Source organism: Kitasatospora sp. NPDC004240 (assembly GCF_053603215.1).
This window is the reverse complement of the sequence record NZ_JBSGFD010000062.1, coordinates 25,836-43,910: the sequence shown is the minus strand read 5'-3', so window position 1 is coordinate 43,910 and position 18,075 is coordinate 25,836. Positions and strand designations below refer to the sequence as shown.

Sequence of the window (18,075 nt, the reverse complement as noted above, 5' to 3'; positions counted from 1 at the left end):
GCGCCGCCGGTGCCGCCCGCGCCGGTGCCCGCCTGCCCGCCGCCCGCACCCCCCAGGGTGATGACCTTGCCGGCCGGCGGGGTGGTTGTGGGGGCGCCGAGCTCGCCGACGACGCCCTTCAGGGTCGCGCCGGTCTCCTCGACCAGGATCTCCACGGCCATGCCGGGCTTGACCCCGGCGGCCTGGGCCGGGGTCAGCCGGCCGGTGACGCTCAGGTCCCCGCTGGTGATCGACAGCAGGGTGCCGGTGGCGGCGGAGCCGACCTCGCCGTTGACCGCGGTCACCGTGGCGGGAAGTGTCGGCAGGAACACCACGTGGGCGGCCGGCACCATCGGGCCGTTCACCGCCTGGGCCTTGGCCAGGGCCGTCTGGTCGGCGGCCAGTTGCTTCCGGGCGGCGGCGAGCTGCTGGTCGAGGTCACCGGCGGGCGGCTGCTGGGCGGCGGGCCCGGCCGGTGTGGTGGGCCCGGCCGGTGTGGTGGGTCCGGCCGGTGTCGCGGGAGCCGGGCCGGCGGGGGCCGGGGTGCGGCCGGCGGCCTTCTTCTGGGCCGTCAGGGTGTCCACCGACTGCCGGGAGGCGTCCACCGCCTTCTGCGCGGCGTCGACGGCCTGCTGGGTGGCGGCGCCGGTGGTGGGCACCGGATGGCCGAGCCGGCGGTAGAACGCGGAGACGGCCTGCCCGGTGCCCGGGCCGAACGTCCCCTTCTCGTCGGACCCGTGGGAGTGCCCGAGCGCGGCCAGCGCCTCTTGGAGCTCGGCGACATCGGTCCCGGTGCTGCCCGGCTTGATGTCCCGGTAGGCGGGCACCGACCCGCGCAGCGCGAAGACCGGCTGCCCGGACACCTCGGCGAGCAGCTTGCCGCTGGTCACGGCCTCCCCCGTGCGGACGTGCAGCCCGGAGACGTAGAGCCGTGTGACGTCGGGGGAGACCGCGGCGGGAACGACGTCGTACTGGGCCGGCGGGTAGACCACCGCCCGCGCCGACACCGACCGGTTCAGCACCTGGCTGGTGACCGGTGCGGTGATCAGACTCCGGGGCGGGGGCGCCGTCCGGGCCGCCCGCTCCGCCGGCGACTTCACCAGTGTCGCGGCGCCGAGCCCCCCGGCCGAGACCAGCGCGGCCGCCAGCGCCACCGCCACCAGCACCCGCTTGCGCCGCCCCGTCCGGGACCGTCCGCCCGCCGGCGCGGCCCCGGCCCCGCTCCCGGAGGCGTCGTCCCCCGTCGTGTGATCGATCGTCAGCAATGCTTACTCCCAGGCGACTTCACTGTGCACCAGTGTGGCCGCCCGACTGTTTGCCGGGCGTAAGAGGAGGCGGGCCGGGACGCTCTCAGCCGCCGGAGACGAGCGCGGCGGCCTTGCGGACCTGCTCGTCGAGCTGCTGCCGGTAGGCGGCCAGCTTGCCCGCGTTCGCCTCCACGTACCTGCTCCCGTACGCGCTCTGCACCGCCACGATCACGCCGACGGTGTTGCCCGCGAGCTTGCAATCGACATCGGCGGTGGCGGCGGCGACCTGCTCCGGGCTCGCCGTCGGCACCTCGGACGGCTGGCGCCACCGGGCGTCCAGGTTGGCCTGCACCGGGTCCTGGTACCCGAAGCCCTTGCCCTTCATGCACGCCGACCACTTCGCGTGGGCCTCGACCACCCGGGGGTCGTTGACCGGCACCTTGGGTCCGCCCTCGGGCAGCGCCGCCTCGTCGATGACGGGCGTTTCGCCGACCTTGTCGCGCCCGACCTTCAGGCAGCCGCCTTCCGGCACGTCCCTGCCGTTGACCTTCCCGGCCGGCTGCCCCTCCACCGGGCGCGATCCGGTGAGTGCGGTCTGCTCGTCGGCCGAGGGCGGGGTGTTCCGGGTGCCCGGCGCCGTCTGGTCCGGGGACGCGGCCAGGTTGTCGTACCCCTTCGCCTGCCGCCCCGCCGTGTCGAAGTAGCCGTACAACGGGCTGTGCGTCAGCCGGCGCCGCGGGGCGTCGTCGAGGCCGACCAGGACGGTCGGGCGCGCGGTGAACCCGAAGTCGCGCATGCACGCCGCCGTCACCGCGTCCTGAGCCTGCACGATCTGACGGACCTGTGCGACGGTGGCCAGGTACCCGTCCGTGGGCAGGGTGATCTGGGCCGGGTCGGTGACGGTGGCCACCGGGCCGAGCGCGGGCGGTGGCGCCGACGCCGCCGGCCCGTCGTCACCGCAGGCCGACAGGGTGACGGACGCGACGGCCAGGACGGCGGCCGGCAGCAGGCGGAGCCTTCGGTGTGATGCCACGGTGGTTTCCTCGCGCTGGGTTCTCTGCGGGGGCCCGTCGGGGGTGGACGACGGACCCGGAGGTCCGCCGTCCACCCCCGACGGGGTGCCCGGCGCGGCCGCGCCGGGGTGTGGCCGGGTCAGCGGCCGATGATGCTGACCCAGGTCACCTTGACCTTGGGGTTGTAGGAGGACCAGCCGCCGTTGCCCAGGTAGGTCTGGTAGCTGCTGCCGGTCGCAGAGCTGTACCAGTTGTGGTACGAGCGGTTGTTGCCGGAGTCGACCTCGTAGACGTCGTAGATCGACACGCCGGTCGAGCCGTTGTCGGCGAAGCAGACCTTCGGCGGGTAGTTCCAGATGGTGAGGAAGTCGGACCGGCTGTTGCAGGTCGACTGGTCGACGCGGTGGATCGCGGCGGCCGGTCCGGCGGTCGCGACGGTGGCGGTGACGGCGGCGGCGCCGGCCAGGGCCAGGGCCGTCATGCGCTTGCGAAGTGCCATGATGGATGGAGCTCCTCTGTTCGTTCCACTGGGTGGCTGATGACTGCGCGGTGGTGCGACGGAGCGGGTACGCGGTGGCCCTGCCCGGCATGGCCGGGTCACCGCGGGCGGACACCGACGGAGCGGATTCGCTGAACTGATCCTCGGTCATGAACCCTTGCGGCAACAGGAAGTTGGGCCGGAATCTTCGCCCTCCCCGGCCCGTCGTCCGGCGCGCGTCTCACCCGGTGAGACATGAGCGGCCTGCTGTGTCCGCATTCGGGCCGGATGCGGACGTGATCCGCGCCACATCGATGGTGGGTACCCGCACCTCTCCCTATCGTGAGCGGAAACGGGGACGCATCCGGGGGGATGGGGATGTCTGTGGGGATGCCTGTACGGGGGAGACCGTTCGCGCACCTGCTGCGCAGTTGCCGGGAGGCCGCCGGGCTGACGCAGGAGGAACTGGCCGTCCGTTCGGGTCTCAGCGCCCGTGCCATCGGCAATCTGGAACGCGGCCGGGCCCAGCCGCGGACGGACTCGCTGCGCCGGATCGTCGAGGCGCTCGGTGCCCGGGGCCGGGACGGCGCGGAACTGGTCGAGGCGGCCCGCGTGCCGCAGCCCGGGCCCTGGGCGCCCGAGGCGCCGGGGGAGTGGACGGCGGGGCCCGCCGTGCCGGCCCGGCTGGCCGACGCCGAGGCGCTGCTGCTGTTCGAGGTGCTGACCGGGGTCGATCCGGCGGACTGGGAGCCGGACGTCAGGCTGGTGCTGCTGCGGGCCTGGTCGGGCTCGCCGGAGGCGGTCCGGCTGGCCGGGGTGGTGCTCGCCGCGCTGCCCGAACTCCCGGTCGACGAACTCGCGCGACGACTGGAGGTACTTCAGGCGGCGAACTGACGGAAGGCCTCCTGCGCCGCAGGTGAGGGCCGGGTGCGAACGGCGGGGCGGGCCGGGTGTCCGGCTTTCCGTCCATGCGTCAGTTCACGTTTCTGTCTGCGTTCTGCATCCGTTGGGACGTTCCGAGTGTCCTGTCCGTGTACGGGCATATGCTCAAGGTGCGAAGTCGACCCCCCATTCCGGCTTCGACCCTCCCTCTACTCAGGAGCAGCATGTCGACCGCCGCCCGTCAGGCCTTCTTCGACCGGACGCACACCGATGACCTCATCGCGTTCCTCGGTACCTCACCGTCGCCGTACCACGCGGTGGCCAGTGCCGCCGAGCGCCTGGAGAAGGTGGGCTTCCGGCAGGTCGCCGAGACGGACGCCTGGGACGCGACGGCGGGCGGGCGCTACGTCGTCCGGGGCGGTGCCCTGATCGCCTGGTACGTGCCGAAGGGCGCCGGCCCGGAGACGCCGTTCCGGGTGGTCGGCACCCACACCGACTCGCCGAACCTGAGGGTCAAGCCGGTGCCGGACACCGGCTCGGCGGGCTGGCGGCAGGTCGCGGTGGAGATCTACGGCGGCGTCCCGCTGAACACCTGGCTGGACCGCGACCTGGGCCTGTCCGGCCGGCTGGCGCTGCGCGACGGGAGCTCCCGCCTGGTCCAGCTCGACGAGGCGCTGCTGCGCGTGCCGCAGCTGGCCATCCACCTGGACCGCCAGGTCAACGACGGCCTCAAGCTCGACAAGCAGCGCCACCTCACCCCGATCTGGGGCCTCGGCCCGGTCGACGAGGGCTCGCTGATCTCGTACGTGGCGCAGCGGGCCGGCGTCGACGCCGCCGACGTGGCCGGCTGGGACCTGATGACCCACGACGTCCAGCCGGCCGCCTACCTGGGCCGCGACCGCGAGCTGCTGGCCGGCCCGCGCCTGGACAACCTGCTCTCGGTGCACGCCGCGACCGCCGCGCTGGCCGCCGTGGCCGGCGCCGACCTGCCGTACATCCCGGTGCTGGCCGCCTTCGACCACGAGGAGACCGGCAGCGAGTCGGACACCGGCGCGCAGAGCCCGCTGCTCGGCAATGTGCTGGAGCGCACGGTCTACGCGCGTGGGGGCGGCGCCGAGGACCGCGCCCGGGCGCTGGCCGGCACCATCTGCCTCTCCTCGGACATGGGCCACGCCGTCCACCCGAACTACAGCGAGCGGCACGAGCCCGGCCACCACCCGATGCCCAACGGCGGCCCGATCCTCAAGGTCAACGTCAACAACCGCTACGCGACCGACGGCGTCGGCCGGGCGGTCTTCGCGGCGGCCTGCGAGAAGGCCGGCGTGCCGTGGCAGACCTTCGTCTCCAACAACGCGATGCCCTGCGGCACCACGATCGGCCCGATCACCGCGGCCCGGCTCGGCATCACCACGGTGGACTGCGGCATCGCGGCCCTGTCCATGCACTCGGCGCGCGAGCTGTGCGGGGCGGAGGACCCGTACCTGCTGGCGAGCGCCATCAAGGCCTTCCTGGAGGGCTGACCCTCCGCGGTGCGGGGCCCGGCGACCATGGGGACCGCCGGGCCCCGCCGTGCTTCCGGGGCCCGGCGGGGCCGTCGGGAGGCGTGCCGCGCCGGCGGCTACTCCAGGCCGGCCAGGACCAGCGGCAGCCGGCTCGCGCCGCCCGCGACCAGCGTCACCGGCACCCCCCAGTCCTGCTGGTGGACGTGGCAGGCCGGGAACTCGATCTCCGGGTCGTCGTCGCAGGAGGCGGCCATCGCGGAGACGTGCAGCACCCCCTCGGTGACGTCCGCCGAGAGCACCAGCTCCCTGGAGAGCGCGGTGTCCGCGCCCGCGCCGGAGACCAGCAGCTCAGGCGGGGTCGAGCTGACCAGCAGCCGGGTGGACGGGCCGTAGCGCTCGTCCAGCTTCTGGCCGCTCGGCGCGGAGAACACCACGTCCAGCCGGAACGCGCCCGGCGCGACCTCGGTGGCCGCCCGCTGGGTGCGGTGCGCGACCGACTCCACCCGGACGGCCTCCTCGGGCAGCCGCAGCCGGGTCAGCCGGTGCCGGGCGGACTCGACCACCACGATGTCCCCGTCCACCAGGACGGCCCCGGAGGGCTCGCGCAGATCGGTGGCCAGCGTGCTGACCTCGCCGGTCGCCGGGTCGTAGCGGCGCAGCGCGTGGTTGTAGGTGTCGCTCACCGCGACCGAGCCGTCGGGCAGCACGGTGACGCCCAGCGGGTGCTGGAGGAGGGCCTGCGAGGCCTCGCCGTCGCGGTGGCCGAAGTCGAACAGGCCGGTGCCGACGGCGGATTCGACCCGCTTCGTTTCACGTGAAACCCACCGCAGCGCCGAGGTCTCCGAGTCGGCGACCCAGAGCCGCTCGCCGTCCGCCGAGACGGCGAGGCCGGACGGCTGGGCGAACCAGGCCTCCTCGGCGGGCCCGTCCACCAGGCCCTCGTTGGTGGTGCCGGCCGCGACCCCGACCGTCCCGGCGGCCGGGTCGTACGCCCAGAGCTGGTGCACGCCCGCCATCGCGATCCAGACCCGGCCGTCGAACCAGGCGACGTCCCACGGCGAGGAGAGGTCCACCTCGTGGGCCGGGCCCGAGGTGGCCGACCCCTGCCACCACTGCCGGCCCGTGCCGGCCAGCGTGGTGACGCTGCCGTCCGCCAGCCGTACGCCGCGCAGCGCGTGGTTGACCGTGTCGGCCACGACCACGTCGTACGGGTGGCCCTCCGGCAGCAGCGCGAGCCCCTGCGGCTCGCTGAACCGCGGCGCGGTGCCGTCCACCAGGCCGCGCACGCCGTCGCCGATCCTGCGGACCACGCGCTCGCCGTCCTCGGCCAGCTCGACCAGCGAGTGGTGGCCGGAGTCGGCGACCAGGAAGTGGCCGTTCGCCAGCCGCACCGCCTTGCCGGGGAACCTCAGGTCGCCCGCAGCCGGCTCCGGCGCCACGTACGGGCCGTCGCCGCGCCGCAGCGTGCCCTTGGCCTCGTGCTCGGCCTCCAGCTCCTCGACCAGCCGGGCGATCGCGTGCGCGTGTCCCTCGCCGGCGTGCTGGGCGACCACGTAGCCCTCGGGGTCGATCACCACCAGCGTCGGCCAGGCCCGCACCGCGTACTGCTTCCAGGTGGCCAGCGCCGGGTCGTCCAGCACCGGGTGGTGCACCTCGTACCGCTCGACCGCGTCCACCACGGCCCGGTGGTCGGCCTCGTGCACGAACTTGGGCGAGTGCACCCCGACGATCACCACGGTGTCGCGGTGCTTCTCCTCCAGCTCGCGCAGCTCGTCCAGGACGTGCAGGCAGTTGATGCAGCAGAAGGTCCAGAAGTCCAGGATGGTGATCTTGCCGCGGAAGTCCGCGAGGGTGAGTTCCTTGCCGCCGGTGTTCAGCCAGCCGCCTGCCCCGACCAGCTCGGGGGCGCGTACACGTGCACGGGTTGCCATGGGTCAATCAAACCCCACACCCGCCGCCCGCATTCCGGGCGCGGGACGTCACGCGGCTAGACGATCACGTGGGGGAGGAAGCGGGCGCCCTGGTGGGTGATGGGGCTGTCGTCGGTCTCGCGGATGCCCAGGCCCGCGGCCTCGCCGTCGACGACCCAGGTGCCGAGGACCGGGCGGTTGCCGTCGAAGTCGGGCAGCGGGTGCAGCTGCTGGTAGCAGTGGCCCTCGGCGCCGTAGCGGTCCGGGTCGCCGGCCCACGCGGCGAGCCGGGTCTCGGCGCCGCCCGGTTCGACGATCCGCACGCCGGCGCCCTCGCGGCCGAGCAGCGGTTTGGCGGCGTAGCCGGGGCCGTCCGGGGCGGCGAGTTCGCGCGGGCCGTCGAGGTAGGCGGGCAGCAGGTTGGGGTGGCCGGGGTACAGCTCCCAGAGCACGGCGAGCAGCGCCTTGTTGGAGAGCAGCATCTTCCAGGCCGGCTCGATCCACAGGGTGCTGCCGGTGGAGCCGCCGTGGTCGATGACGTCCAGCAGCTGCCCGCCGAACTCGTCGGAGGCCAGCCACTCCCAGGGGTAGAGCTTGAAGGCGGAGCGGATGAAGCGGTGCTCCAGGTCGACGAAGCGGCCGGAGAGGGGGTCCCAGCCGATGTCCTCCATCGCGAGGCCGACGGTCTCGATGCCGGCCTGCTCGGCGCACTCCTGGAGGTAGAGGGTGGTCATCCAGTCCTCGCCCTCGGTGTCGCCGCGGGAGTGGGCGAAGTGCACCGGGCCGGGCGGCAGCAGGTGCTTCTGCCGGGCCCAGGAGGCGACCAGGCGCTCGTGCAGGGAGTTCCACTGGTCGGCGCCGGGGAACCGCTCCTCCATCCAGAACCACTGCGGGCCGGCCGCCTCGATCAGCGAGGTCGGGGTGTCGGCGTTGTACTCGAAGAGCTTCGCCGGGCCCGTCCCGTCGTACGCGAGGTCGAAGCGCCCGTACAGGCTGGGCTGCTCCTCGCGCCGCCGCCAGGACTCGGCGACCGCGGCGGCCAGCCGGGGGTCGGTGATGCCGTAGTCGGCGAACCGGCCGGTGCGCACCACGTGGTCGGCGGCGGCCAGGCACATCCCGTGCAGCTCCTCGACGACCTCCTCCAGCGCCTCGACCTCGGGCAGCGAGAACTCGTAGTAGGCGCTCTCGTCCCAGTAGGCGTGCGGCCCGCCCTGGTTGCAGGGGTCGGAGCACATGGCGTAGATCAGGCCCTGGCCCTCCACGGTGGCCAGCCAGTCGGCGCGCGGGGTGATGGTGCGGCGGCGCACGGCGGATCAGCCCCCGCCCGAGCCGCTGGAGCCGGAGGGGCAGCCGAAGCCGCCGCGCTTGGTGGCGGCCTTGTCGAAGGTGCCGCCGCTCACGACGGCGGAGCCCGAGCCGCAGTAGTACCAGCGGCCGGCGCTCGCCCCGGCGGCGCCGCTGCAGGCGTGGTCGCCCAGCACCTTGAGGGTGTTCGGGTCGACGCAGCGGCTCGGCGGGTTGGAACTGCCGGAGGAGCACCCGGAGAGCGCCAGGGCGAGGGTGCCGACCATGCCGAGCGCCACGAAGCCGGAGCGTCGTCGGCCGCCGGTCTCACCGGCCGCGGAGGGAGGGGACTGCGTCATGGCGGACGATGGTACGCGTGGGGAGGCATCGTACGGGAGGGGCCCCGCACACCCTGTGCGTCCGGGGCCGGATGGGATATCTTTTGCCGATCCTTGACCGTTGCCCCGGGGGAGCACAGCGCGCATGAACGACATCGTGAACGGACTCGGCGCGGCCGCCGCCTTCGGTGGCGTCGGCGTGGTGCTGCTGCTCCTCGGCGTGGGCCTGGTCGACGTGCTGACCCCCGGCAGGCTCGGCCACCAGATCTGGGTGGAGCGCAACCGCAACGCGGCGCTGGTGCTCAGCTCGGCGCTGCTCGGGATCGGCGGGATCGTCTACACCGCGATCCGCTACACCTACGAGGACTTCGGCAAGGGCCTGGCCTCCACCGCCTGCTTCGGCCTGCTCGGGCTGCTGCTGATGGCGGTCGCGTTCTGGCTGGTGGACGTGGTGACGCCGGGCAAGCTCGGCGCGATCCTGGTCGACCCGGAGCCGCACCCGGCGGTCTGGGTCACCGCCAGCTGCAACCTCGCCGTCTCGGCGATCGTCGCGGCCTCGATCGCCTAGCCCTCCTTTTCAGGACTCGCTCCGCGCCGTCGTACGGCGCTCGCGCCCCCAGCCCCCGGCCGTCCCCCCGGCCGCCGTCCCCCCCGGCCGGCCCCCGTACGGCGCGGGCTCAGCCCGCCGAGCGCTCGCCGAGCGGACGGCGGCGGCGGGCCGGGTCGGTGAGGGCGGGCGGCTGCCAGACGCCGTCCGGGTGGTAGACGTTGGTGCCCGGCGGGACGATCTCGTCGATCCGGTCGAGGGTGGCGTCGTCCAGGACGAGGTCGGCGCCCTTGAGGGCCGCCTCCAGCTGCTCCATGGTGCGCGGGCCGATGATCACCGAGGTGACCGCGGGGTGGGCCAGCGGGAAGGCCAGGGCCAGTTCGGGCAGGGTGCGGCCGAGCCCGTCCGCCAGCTCGGTGAACCGCTCGACCGCCTCCAGCTTGGCCGCGGTGACCGGCAGCGCCGGGTCGAAGCGGGCCGGGGTCAGCGCGGGGCGGCCGCTGGTCATGTCGATCGGTCGGCCCTTGCGGTAGCGGCCGGTCAGGAAGCCGGAAGCCAGCGGGCTCCAGGTCAGCGCGCCCATCCCGAGCCGCCGGACCGTCGGCAGCACGTCCCGCTCGATGCCGCGGGCCAGCAGCGAGTACGGCGGCTGCTCGGTCCGGAAGCGCGGCAGGCCGCGGCGCTCGGAGACGTGGTGGGCCTCGACGATCTCCTCGGCGGGGAAGGTCGAGCAGCCGAAGGCGCGGATCTTGCCGGCCCGGACCAGGTCGCCGAGCGCGCCGAGGGTCTCCTCCAGGTCGGTGGTGTGGTCCGGCCGGTGCACCTGGTACAGGTCGATCCGGTCGGTGCCCAGGCGGCGCAGGCTCTCCTCCACCTCGTGGACGATCCAGCGCCGCGACAGCCCGCCGCGCGCCGGGCCCTCGCCCATCGGGAAGTACACCTTGGTGGCGAGCACGACGTCGTCGCGGCGGCCCTTGAGCGCCTTGCCGACGATCACCTCGGACTCGCCGGCCGAGTACATGTCGGCGGTGTCCACGAAGTTGACGCCGCGGTCGAGTGCGGCGTGGATGATCCGGACGCAGTCGTCGTGGTCGGGATTGCCGACCGCGCCGAACATCATCGTGCCCAGGCAGTGGGCGCTCACCTCGATGCCGGTGCCGCCGAGTACGCGGTAGCGCATGGTTGTCCCCTCCGGATGGCTGTGCGGTGCGGTGCGGCCGACTGTAGGAGTTGGAGTCCACTCAAGGGCAAGCCCCGGTGACGCGACACCCGCACCCGGCACCGGCGGATCCCCCGCCGAGGGGAGCCCCCTCGTCCGGGCGGTGGACGCCCGGCCGTCCCCGCCGCTGCGAGCGTGGAGCCATGGGACACATGCGCGAGGCGATCGGGAACGGCCGGGCCCTGCTCGGCTGGGGCGTGCTCCACGCGGCGGCCGGCGCCGCCGGTGCGCTGGGCGGCACCCCGCTGCTCGGCTTCGGTGACCTGGTGGGCCCGGCCTGGCTGGGCTGGCCGGTCGCCGCGCTGGGCGTCGCGGCCGCCTGGGCGGGCGCCGCGGCCGTTCGGGGACGGCCCTGGCCGCGCGGCCCGCTGTGGGCGCTGGCCGGACTGACCGCGGCGACGGCGTTCAGCCTGCTGATGGACGTGATCACGTTGGTGTTCGGCCAGGGCGTGGACAGTTGGCCCCGCGCCGGTGCCCGCGCGCTGGCCGCGGCCGGGACGCTGCTGCTGGCGGCCGCCGCCCGTACCGCGGGGCACGCCGGGGCGTCCGGGCCGGACGGCGGCGGTGCGCCGGCCGTGCCCTCGGCCGCGCCCGGGGTGGTGCAACTGGCCGCCGTGGCGGGCAGTCTGGCGTTCGTGCCGTACGCGGCGATGAAGACGCTGTGGGCGTTCGGCGGCACCTTCGCCGGGGTGAGCGGGGCGGAGGTCCGGGCGGCCTCCGAGCGCAACGGCGCCTCCGGGGTCTGGCTCGCCCTGGAGTCCTGGGGGCTGGACCCGACCGCGCTGCTGGCCGGGCTCGGGGTGTTCCTGCTCTGGGGCCTGGTCCGGCCGTGGGGGCAGCGGTTCCCCCGCTGGACCCTGCCGCTGGGTGGGCGCGCAGTCCCCCGCTGGCTGCCGCTGACCCCGGCGCTGCTGGGCGCGGCCACCCTCGCCCCGTACGGCCTGCTCGGCGTCTCGTACTGCGCGCTCGGCACGCTGGGGCTGGTGGAGGTGCGCACGGGCGACTTCCCCAGCCCCGGGGACGCGCTGCTGGTCTCCTGGGTCGGCATCGGTGCCTTCGCCGTGTACGGGGTGGCGCTGGCGGTCGCCGCCCGGTCGTACTGGCTGCGCACCCGTCGGCGGCCGGCCGGGTGGACCCCGGGGCCCGCCGCGAAAGGGTGAACCCGGCCCCGTCCGCGCGGCCGCCCCGGCCCGGCGCGCGATAACCGATGGGGCCGCGGGCCCCCGCTCGGTACGATGACGGACACCCAGCTCGCGGGCGCCCGGCCGCCCGCCGGACGCATTGGAGCCTCCCAGGATGACCCGGCAGTTGATCACCAGCGCGCTTCCCTACATCAACGGGATCAAGCACCTGGGCAACATGGTCGGGTCGATGCTCCCGGCGGACGTCTACTCCCGCTACCTGCGCCAGCGCGGTCACGAGGTGCTGTACATCTGCGCCACCGACGAGCACGGCACCCCCGCCGAGCTGGCCGCCCAGGAGGCCGGACTGCCGGTCGCCGAGTTCTGCGCCGAGGCGCACGAGCGGCAGCGGGCGATCTACGAGGGCTTCGAGCTCTCCTTCGACCACTTCGGCCGCAGCTCCTCCCCGCAGAACCGCGCGATCACCCAGGAGATCGCCCGGGAGCTGCACGCCAACGGCTTCATCGAGGAGCGGACCGTCCGCCAGGTGTACTCCAACACCGACGGACGCTTCCTGCCCGACCGCTACATCGTCGGCACCTGCCCGCACTGCGGCTACGACAAGGCCCGCGGCGACCAGTGCGAGAACTGCACCCGGGTGCTCGACCCGACCGACCTGCTGGAGCCGCGCTCGGCGATCAGCGGCAGCGCGGACCTGGAGGTCCGCGAGACCAAGCACCTCTTCCTGCTGCAGTCCCGGCTGACCGAGGAGGTGGAGGGGTGGATCGCCGCCCACGGCGACGGCTGGCCGGTGCTGGCCTCCTCCATCGCCCGCAAGTGGCTGACCGAGGGCCTGCAGGACCGCGCGATCACCCGCGACCTGGAGTGGGGCGTCCCGGTGCCGGCCGACGTCTGGCCGGAGCTGGCCGCCGAGGGCAAGGTCTTCTACGTCTGGTTCGACGCCCCGATCGAGTACATCGGCGCGACCAGGGAGTGGGCCGACGCGGCCCCGGCCGGTGAGGTCCGGGACTGGCGGTCCTGGTGGTACGAGGCGGACGAGACCGTCCGCTACACCGAGTTCATGGCGAAGGACAACGTCCCGTTCCACACGGTGATGTTCCCGGCCACCCTGCTCGGCTCCCGGCAGCCCTGGAAGAAGGTCGACTACGTCAAGGCCTTCAACTGGCTGACGTACTACGGCGGCAAGTTCTCCACCAGCCAGAAGGTGGGCGTCTTCACCGACGTCGCGCTGGAGCTGCTGCCCGCCGACTACTGGCGCTACTTCCTGATGGCGCACGCCCCCGAGTCGGACGACTCCAGCTTCACCTGGGACCTCTTCGCCTCGGTGGTCAACAAGGACCTCGCCGACACCCTGGGCAACTTCGTCAACCGGGTGCTCTCCTTCAGCCGCAAGCGCTTCGGCGACGCCGTCCCGGCCGGCGCGGCCCCCGGTGAGCCCGAGGAGCGGCTGGGCGCCACGGTGGCCGGACTGCTCGCCGAGTACGAGGCCAACCTGGACGCGCTCAACTTCCGCAAGGCGGCGCAGAGCCTGCGCGCGCTGTGGAGCGCGGGCAACTCCTACCTCGACGAGAAGGCGCCCTGGCTGCAGGCCAGAACGGACCTCGAAGGGGCCGCCCTGACCCTGCGGACCGCGATGAACCTCATCCAGCTGTACGGGGTGGTCTCGGAGCCCTTCGTCCCGGCGGCGGCCCGGGCGATCCGCGGCGCCTTCGACCTGCCCGGGGACACCCGGACCTGGGTGCGCGGCGACGAGGTGCTGGAGCTCGTCCCGGCCGGCACCCCGTTCACCGTCCCGCCGGTGCTGTTCGCCAAGATCACCGACGAGGACCTGGCCGCCTGGACCGTTCGCTTCGGCGGCGGCTCCGAGGCCGCCTGAGACACCGGGCCCTGGAGCGCGCCGCGCGGGACGTCGGCCGGACCGACGTCCCGCGCGGCCTCCACCGGTGGCGCCGGGTTCAGGCGCCCAGCACCAGGGCGGCGACCACCGGCGCCATGTACACCAGTGGGAACGGGGTGTGGGCGTACGCCCGGGCGCGCAGCACGGTGACGACGGCCAGGCCGTAGTAGAGGATCAGGCCCACCGCGGCGGCGACCCCGAGGGCGGGGACGGCGAGGCCGGCCAGCAGGCCGAGGGCGCCGGCGGCCTTGGCGGTGCCGAGCCAGGTCCACCAGGCGCGCGGGACGCCGTAGTCGGCGAGCGGCTTCACGGTCCACTCGGCCCCGAGGAAGACCGAGCCGGCCGAGAACCCGGTCATGACGGCGGCCAGGACGGTGACGACGACGGCGGTGGTGTTCATCGGGGGCTCCTGCGGTCCGGGGTGACGGTGCGACACCTCACTGACCCGGCGGACCGGACGGGTGTGACAGCCCGGCCCGGAATTTTCCCCCGGGGCGCCGGACGCCCCCTCAGGGCCACGCCTGCGCCTATTCGTTGGCGGTCGGAGCACCGCGCGGGTGATGATCACCGGCATGACCACAGAGACCATCACCGCATCCGCGTCGGGCACCTGGACCCTCGGGGACCTGGAGGTGAACCGGATCGGCTTCGGCACCATGCGCCTGCCCCAGTACGGCGAGGCGCTCATCCCGCACGCCGTCCCGCGCGACCGGGACGAGGCCGTCCGCGTCCTGCGACGGGCGGTCGAGCTCGGGGTGAACCACCTCGACACGGCGGCCTTCTACTTCTCGCCCCTGCGCTCCGCCAACGAGCTGATCAACCGCGCCCTCGCCCCGTACGCCGACGACCTCGTCATCGCCACCAAGGTCGGCCCCGCCCGCGGCCCGGACGGCGAGTGGACGGAGCACGTCCGGACCGCCAAGGGGCTGCGCGGGCAGGTGGAGGAGAACCTGCGTCAGCTCGGCCGGGACCACCTGGACGTGGTCAACCTGCGGATCCTCGGCACCGATTCGATAGCCGAGCGCTTCGGCGCCCTCGCCGAGCTGCGCGAGGCCGGCCTGATCCGTCATCTCGGCGTCTCCAACGTGACCCCGGCCCAGTTCGCCGAGGCCCGGGAGATCGCCCCGGTGGTCTGCGTGCAGAACCCGTACGGCATCGGATTCCGGCCCGAGCAGGACGAGTTCGTGCGCTTCTGCGGGGAGCAGGGCGTGGCGTTCGTCCCCTTCTACGCGATCGCCGCGTCCTCCGGCCAGGCCGGTGCCGTCGCCGGTGACCCCGAGGAGGTGCTCGCCGTCGCCCGCGCCCACGGGGTCACCCCCGCGCAGGTCCGCCTCGCCTGGACGCTGCACCGCGGCCCGCACGTCCTGGCGATCCCCGGCACCGGCGACCCCGGCCACCTGGAGGCCAATGTGGCGGCCGGTGCGCTGCGGCTGACCGACGAGGACCTCGCCCTGCTGGAGACGGCCCACCACCGTTCGGCCTGATCCCGCGTCGGCCGCCGGCACCGGGCCGGCACGGCGGCGGTGTCAGCCGCGGGCCAGCCGCTCGGTCAGCCGGTCCCGGGCGGCGGGCCACTCGTCGGCGAGCATCGAGAAGTACGCGGTGTCCCGCCAGAGGCCGTTGGCGCGGAGCTTCTCCCGGCGGTGGACGCCCTCGTACTGCGCGCCGAGGCGCTGGATGGCGTTGCGGGAGCGCTCGTTGAGGGCGTCGGTCTTCCAGAAGACCCGGCCCATGCCGAGGTCCTCGAAGGCGTGGGTCATCAGCAGCAGCTTGGCCTCGGTGTTGACCGCGGAGCGCCAGACCGAGCGGGCGTACCAGGTGCCGCCGATCTCCACGAGCTCGTCCTGCGCGCTGAAGGCGTAGTAGCCGGTCACCCCGACGGTCCGGCCGGTGGCGAGCTCGACGACGGCGAACTTCACGGCCCGGCCGGCCGCCATCTCCTCGATCCGGCGGTCGAGGAGGACGCCGAGCTCCTCCTCGGTCCGCGGCGGCAGGTCGGGGACCCAGCGCCACACCTCGGGGTCGTGCCCGACGGAGGCCCACAGCCCGGGGACGTGGTGGCGGGTCAGCGGCTCCAGGCGGACGTGGCGGCCGGTGAGGGTGACGGGGGCGGGAAGCTTCGCGGTCATGACGATCACGGTAGCGCCGCTCTGCACTAGGTGCAATTGATTTCTGTATTAGTGCAAAGCATCCGACTCATGCGGAAGGGCCCTGCGGAATCGATTCCGCAGGGCCCTTCCGCGCCGTGCCCGTCCCGTCAGCGCCCGTCCTGTCAGCGCCCGTCCTGTCAGCGCCCGGGGCGGCGGCGCCCGGACCGGACCGGCCGTGCTCGGATCAGATGAACGAGTTGATCTGGATCGTCTCGTCGCGGCCCGGGCCGACGCCGATCGCCGAGATCGGCGCGCCGGACATCTCCTCCAGGGCCTTCACGTACGCCTGGGCGTTCTTCGGCAGCTCGGCGAAGGTCTTCGCCTTGCTGAGGTCCTCGCTCCAGCCGGGCAGCGTCTCGTAGACCGGCTTGGCGTGGTGGAAGTCCGACTGGTTGTACGGCAGCTCCTCGACCCGGCGCCCGTCGATCTCGTACGCGACGCAGACCGGGATCTGCTCCCAGCCGGTCAGCACGTCGAGCTTGGTCAGGAAGAAGTCGGTCAGGCCGTTGACCCGGGTCGCGTAGCGGGCGATCACCGCGTCGAACCAGCCGCAGCGGCGGTCACGGCCGGTGGTCACACCGCGCTCGCCGCCGATCCGGCGCAGCGCGTCGCCGTCGGCGTCCAGCAGCTCGGTCGGGAACGGGCCCGAGCCGACGCGGGTGGTGTACGCCTTCAGGATGCCGATGACGCGGTCGATCTTGGTGGGGCCGATGCCGGCGCCGGTGCAGGCGCCGCCCGCGGTCGGGTTCGACGAGGTCACGAAGGGGTACGTGCCGTGGTCGACGTCCAGCAGGGTGCCCTGGCCGCCCTCCAGCAGGACGACCTTGTTCGCCTTCAGGGCCTCGTCCAGCACCAGGGTGGTGTCGGCGAGGAAGGGCTTGATCTTGTCCGCGTAGCCCAGGTATTCCTGGAGCACCAGCTCGGCGGGGATGGCGCGCCGGTTGTAGAGCTTCACCAGCAGCTGGTTCTTGTCGTGCAGGGCGGCTTCGATCTTCTGCTGGAGGATCGACTCGTCGAAGAGGTCCTGCACCCGGATGCCGACGCGGTTGATCTTGTCCGCGTAGGTCGGGCCGATGCCGCGGCCGGTGGTGCCGATCCGGCGCTTGCCGAGGAAGCGCTCGGTGACCTTGTCCAGGGTGCGGTGGTACGGCGTGATCAGGTGGGCGTTGCCCGAGATCAGCAGCTTGGAGGTGTCGATGCCGCGCTCGTTGAGACCGTTGAGCTCGGAGAGCAGCACGCCCGGGTCGATGACGACGCCGTTACCGATCACCGGCGTCACATTCGGGCTGAGGATGCCGGAAGGCAGCAGATGCAGTGCATACTTCTGGTCGCCGATGACCACCGTGTGACCGGCGTTGTTGCCGCCCTGGTAGCGGACGACGTAGTCGACGGAGCCACCGAGGAGGTCCGTCGCCTTCCCCTTGCCCTCGTCTCCCCACTGAGCGCCAACGAGCACGAGTGCCGGCACAGGCGTACACCCCTTCCGGTTGGGGCATCCTGCGTAGGCCGCAGTCTGCCCCGAGATAGACGAAGCCCCTGGCGCAATAGCGCAAGGGGCTCTTGCACCGAGAGATTACCTGAGGAAGGACCGGTCGTGTCGTCCCTGTCCACGCCTGCGAACGGCGGCCCCGAGCCGCTTCTGCTGCTCCTCGACCCGGCGGCCCGGCAGACCGACGGCGAGTCCGTGCGGATCGCGAAGGACGTCCTCTGCGGAGGGGCGGACGTCAAGGTGGCCTATCCGGAGAGTCCGTCCGAACTCGATCGTGTGCTTTCGCATCGCGGTCGTCGGCGACCTGTCGTGATCGGTTCTGATCTCGCCCTCCAGCGGGTGCTCCAGGCCCTGCACCGCCAGCGTGAGCTGGGCGCGGACCCGGTCGGCCTGGTGCCGGTGGGGCGGGCCCACGAGCTGACGGCGGCGCGGGCGCTGGGGGTGCCGGGGAAGCCGGTGCCGGCGGCGCGCGCGGTGCTCACGGGGGTCGCGCGCAAGCTTGACCTGCTGGTGGACGACGGTGGCGGGGTGGCGCTGGGCGGGGTGCGGATCTCGGGGAGCGGCGCCCGCCGCGCGGTGGGCCGTACAGGCGGCTGGCGTTCGCTATGGGCGAAACTGGCTGCGGCCGAGCAGGCGACCTCACTCACCTCGGGCGAATCCGGCGAGCACAGCTCCCGGCTCCGGGTCGAGGCGGACGGCAAGCTGATCGCCGACGTCCACCGGGTGGTCAAGGTGGTCGAGATCTGCCTGCCGACCGGGGACGCGGTCGGCGAGGGCGTCGCGGAGGTGCTGGTCCGCGCGCCGGGCACGCTGATCAGGGCCCGGGCGGCGAGCGTCTCGGTCACCGGGCGCGGCTTCGGGTACGAGGCGGACGGCCACCCGGTGGGCCCGGTCCGCTCGCGCACCTGGGCGGTGCACGCGGGCGCCTGGGGGCTGCTGCTCCCCGCGGGCTGACCCTCCCGGCCGTACGGCGCCGGCCGCCCCGGCGTGCCCCGGCC

17 protein-coding genes are annotated in these 18,075 nt (G+C 73.6%); 7 read left to right on the top strand and 10 right to left on the bottom strand.

The window, feature by feature from the left end; all coding sequences use genetic code 11:
* The 3 genes from ACWEQL_RS18850 to ACWEQL_RS18840 form a co-directional block, all read right to left on the bottom strand.
* Positions 1-1,244, bottom strand: a 1,244-nt coding sequence (locus ACWEQL_RS18850) for a peptidoglycan-binding protein (protein WP_452151379.1), incomplete at its 3' end; no start/stop codon positions are given.
* Between the two features lie 85 nt (positions 1,245-1,329).
* Entirely contained in the window at positions 1,330-2,259 is a 930-nt protein-coding gene (locus tag ACWEQL_RS18845; RefSeq protein ID WP_452151378.1) for a hypothetical protein, read from the bottom strand.
* A gap of 119 nt (positions 2,260-2,378) precedes the next feature.
* Complete coding sequence (locus ACWEQL_RS18840; RefSeq protein ID WP_452151377.1) at positions 2,379-2,738, bottom strand: beta/gamma crystallin domain-containing protein; 360 nt, start codon at positions 2,736-2,738, stop codon at positions 2,379-2,381.
* Positions 2,739-3,107: 369 nt separating this feature from the next.
* Between ACWEQL_RS18840 and ACWEQL_RS18835 the strand changes: the two genes are divergently transcribed.
* Together ACWEQL_RS18835 and ACWEQL_RS18830 are read left to right on the top strand one after the other, a co-directional pair.
* Entirely contained in the window at positions 3,108-3,611 is a 504-nt protein-coding gene (locus ACWEQL_RS18835) for a helix-turn-helix domain-containing protein (RefSeq protein WP_452151376.1), read from the top strand.
* Between the two features lie 212 nt (positions 3,612-3,823).
* Positions 3,824-5,119, top strand: a complete 1,296-nt coding sequence (locus ACWEQL_RS18830) for a M18 family aminopeptidase (RefSeq protein ID WP_452151375.1) — start codon at positions 3,824-3,826, stop codon at positions 5,117-5,119.
* 98 nt (positions 5,120-5,217) lie between these two features.
* On the opposite strand, the gene ACWEQL_RS18825 is transcribed toward ACWEQL_RS18830, so the two are convergent.
* From ACWEQL_RS18825 to ACWEQL_RS18815, 3 genes are read right to left on the bottom strand one after another with little or no spacing between them, the layout of a single operon-like run.
* A complete protein-coding gene (locus ACWEQL_RS18825) occupies positions 5,218-7,032 on the bottom strand; it encodes an NHL domain-containing thioredoxin family protein (protein WP_452151374.1) in 1,815 nt (604 codons plus the stop codon).
* 56 nt (positions 7,033-7,088) lie between these two features.
* Positions 7,089-8,318 (bottom strand): glutathionylspermidine synthase family protein, encoded by a 1,230-nt coding sequence (locus tag ACWEQL_RS18820; RefSeq protein WP_452151373.1) that lies wholly within the window; start codon positions 8,316-8,318, stop codon positions 7,089-7,091.
* 6 nt (positions 8,319-8,324) lie between these two features.
* Positions 8,325-8,654 carry a hypothetical protein gene (locus ACWEQL_RS18815; protein ID WP_452151372.1) on the bottom strand — a complete coding sequence of 110 codons (330 nt, stop codon included), beginning with the start codon at positions 8,652-8,654 and terminating at the stop codon, positions 8,325-8,327.
* A gap of 124 nt (positions 8,655-8,778) precedes the next feature.
* Here ACWEQL_RS18815 and ACWEQL_RS18810 point away from each other — a divergent pair, with 124 nt between their 5' ends.
* The gene (locus ACWEQL_RS18810) at positions 8,779-9,201 is read left to right on the top strand and encodes a DUF350 domain-containing protein (protein ID WP_452151371.1); all 423 of its coding nucleotides are present in this window, start codon (positions 8,779-8,781) and stop codon (positions 9,199-9,201) included.
* Between the two features lie 109 nt (positions 9,202-9,310).
* On the opposite strand, the gene ACWEQL_RS18805 is transcribed toward ACWEQL_RS18810, so the two are convergent.
* Complete coding sequence (locus ACWEQL_RS18805; protein ID WP_452151370.1) at positions 9,311-10,360, bottom strand: aldo/keto reductase; 1,050 nt, start codon at positions 10,358-10,360, stop codon at positions 9,311-9,313.
* A gap of 182 nt (positions 10,361-10,542) precedes the next feature.
* Between ACWEQL_RS18805 and ACWEQL_RS18800 the strand changes: the two genes are divergently transcribed.
* Positions 10,543-11,559, top strand: a complete 1,017-nt coding sequence (locus tag ACWEQL_RS18800) for a hypothetical protein (RefSeq protein ID WP_452151369.1) — start codon at positions 10,543-10,545, stop codon at positions 11,557-11,559.
* Positions 11,560-11,695: 136 nt separating this feature from the next.
* Complete coding sequence (metG, locus tag ACWEQL_RS18795) at positions 11,696-13,417, top strand: methionine--tRNA ligase (protein WP_452151368.1); 1,722 nt, start codon at positions 11,696-11,698, stop codon at positions 13,415-13,417.
* 79 nt (positions 13,418-13,496) lie between these two features.
* On the opposite strand, the gene ACWEQL_RS18790 is transcribed toward metG, so the two are convergent.
* Positions 13,497-13,838 (bottom strand): DoxX family protein, encoded by a 342-nt coding sequence (locus tag ACWEQL_RS18790; RefSeq protein WP_452151367.1) that lies wholly within the window; start codon positions 13,836-13,838, stop codon positions 13,497-13,499.
* Positions 13,839-14,010: 172 nt separating this feature from the next.
* Between ACWEQL_RS18790 and ACWEQL_RS18785 the strand changes: the two genes are divergently transcribed.
* Positions 14,011-14,922 (top strand): aldo/keto reductase, encoded by a 912-nt coding sequence (locus ACWEQL_RS18785; protein WP_452151366.1) that lies wholly within the window; start codon positions 14,011-14,013, stop codon positions 14,920-14,922.
* 42 nt (positions 14,923-14,964) lie between these two features.
* On the opposite strand, the gene ACWEQL_RS18780 is transcribed toward ACWEQL_RS18785, so the two are convergent.
* Together ACWEQL_RS18780 and ACWEQL_RS18775 are read right to left on the bottom strand one after the other, a co-directional pair.
* Positions 14,965-15,567 carry a GNAT family N-acetyltransferase gene (locus tag ACWEQL_RS18780; RefSeq protein WP_452151365.1) on the bottom strand — a complete coding sequence of 201 codons (603 nt, stop codon included), beginning with the start codon at positions 15,565-15,567 and terminating at the stop codon, positions 14,965-14,967.
* Between the two features lie 205 nt (positions 15,568-15,772).
* Complete coding sequence (locus ACWEQL_RS18775) at positions 15,773-17,056, bottom strand: adenylosuccinate synthase (RefSeq protein ID WP_452151364.1); 1,284 nt, start codon at positions 17,054-17,056, stop codon at positions 15,773-15,775.
* A gap of 330 nt (positions 17,057-17,386) precedes the next feature.
* On the opposite strand from ACWEQL_RS18775, the gene ACWEQL_RS18770 reads away from it, so the two are divergent.
* On the top strand, positions 17,387-18,031 hold the full coding sequence (locus ACWEQL_RS18770; RefSeq protein WP_452151363.1) for a diacylglycerol kinase: 645 nt from the start codon (positions 17,387-17,389) through the stop codon (positions 18,029-18,031).
* Positions 18,032-18,075 lie beyond the last annotated feature (44 nt).

What these genes read in the sequence shown, in the direction of transcription:
- ACWEQL_RS18840 (WP_452151377.1), bottom strand. Translation starts at nt 2,738, where the DNA reads ATGGCACTTCGCAAGCGCATGACGGCCCTGGCCCTGGCCGGCGCCGCC.
- ACWEQL_RS18835 (WP_452151376.1), top strand. Translation starts at nt 3,108, where the DNA reads ATGCCTGTACGGGGGAGACCGTTCGCGCACCTGCTGCGCAGTTGCCGG.
- ACWEQL_RS18830 (WP_452151375.1), top strand. Translation starts at nt 3,824, where the DNA reads ATGTCGACCGCCGCCCGTCAGGCCTTCTTCGACCGGACGCACACCGAT.
- ACWEQL_RS18825 (WP_452151374.1), bottom strand. Translation starts at nt 7,032, where the DNA reads ATGGCAACCCGTGCACGTGTACGCGCCCCCGAGCTGGTCGGGGCAGGC.
- ACWEQL_RS18815 (WP_452151372.1), bottom strand. Translation starts at nt 8,654, where the DNA reads ATGACGCAGTCCCCTCCCTCCGCGGCCGGTGAGACCGGCGGCCGACGA.
- ACWEQL_RS18810 (WP_452151371.1), top strand. Translation starts at nt 8,779, where the DNA reads ATGAACGACATCGTGAACGGACTCGGCGCGGCCGCCGCCTTCGGTGGC.
- ACWEQL_RS18805 (WP_452151370.1), bottom strand. Translation starts at nt 10,360, where the DNA reads ATGCGCTACCGCGTACTCGGCGGCACCGGCATCGAGGTGAGCGCCCAC.
- ACWEQL_RS18800 (WP_452151369.1), top strand. Translation starts at nt 10,543, where the DNA reads ATGGGACACATGCGCGAGGCGATCGGGAACGGCCGGGCCCTGCTCGGC.
- metG (WP_452151368.1), top strand. Translation starts at nt 11,696, where the DNA reads ATGACCCGGCAGTTGATCACCAGCGCGCTTCCCTACATCAACGGGATC.
- ACWEQL_RS18790 (WP_452151367.1), bottom strand. Translation starts at nt 13,838, where the DNA reads ATGAACACCACCGCCGTCGTCGTCACCGTCCTGGCCGCCGTCATGACC.
- ACWEQL_RS18785 (WP_452151366.1), top strand. Translation starts at nt 14,011, where the DNA reads ATGACCACAGAGACCATCACCGCATCCGCGTCGGGCACCTGGACCCTC.
- ACWEQL_RS18780 (WP_452151365.1), bottom strand. Translation starts at nt 15,567, where the DNA reads ATGACCGCGAAGCTTCCCGCCCCCGTCACCCTCACCGGCCGCCACGTC.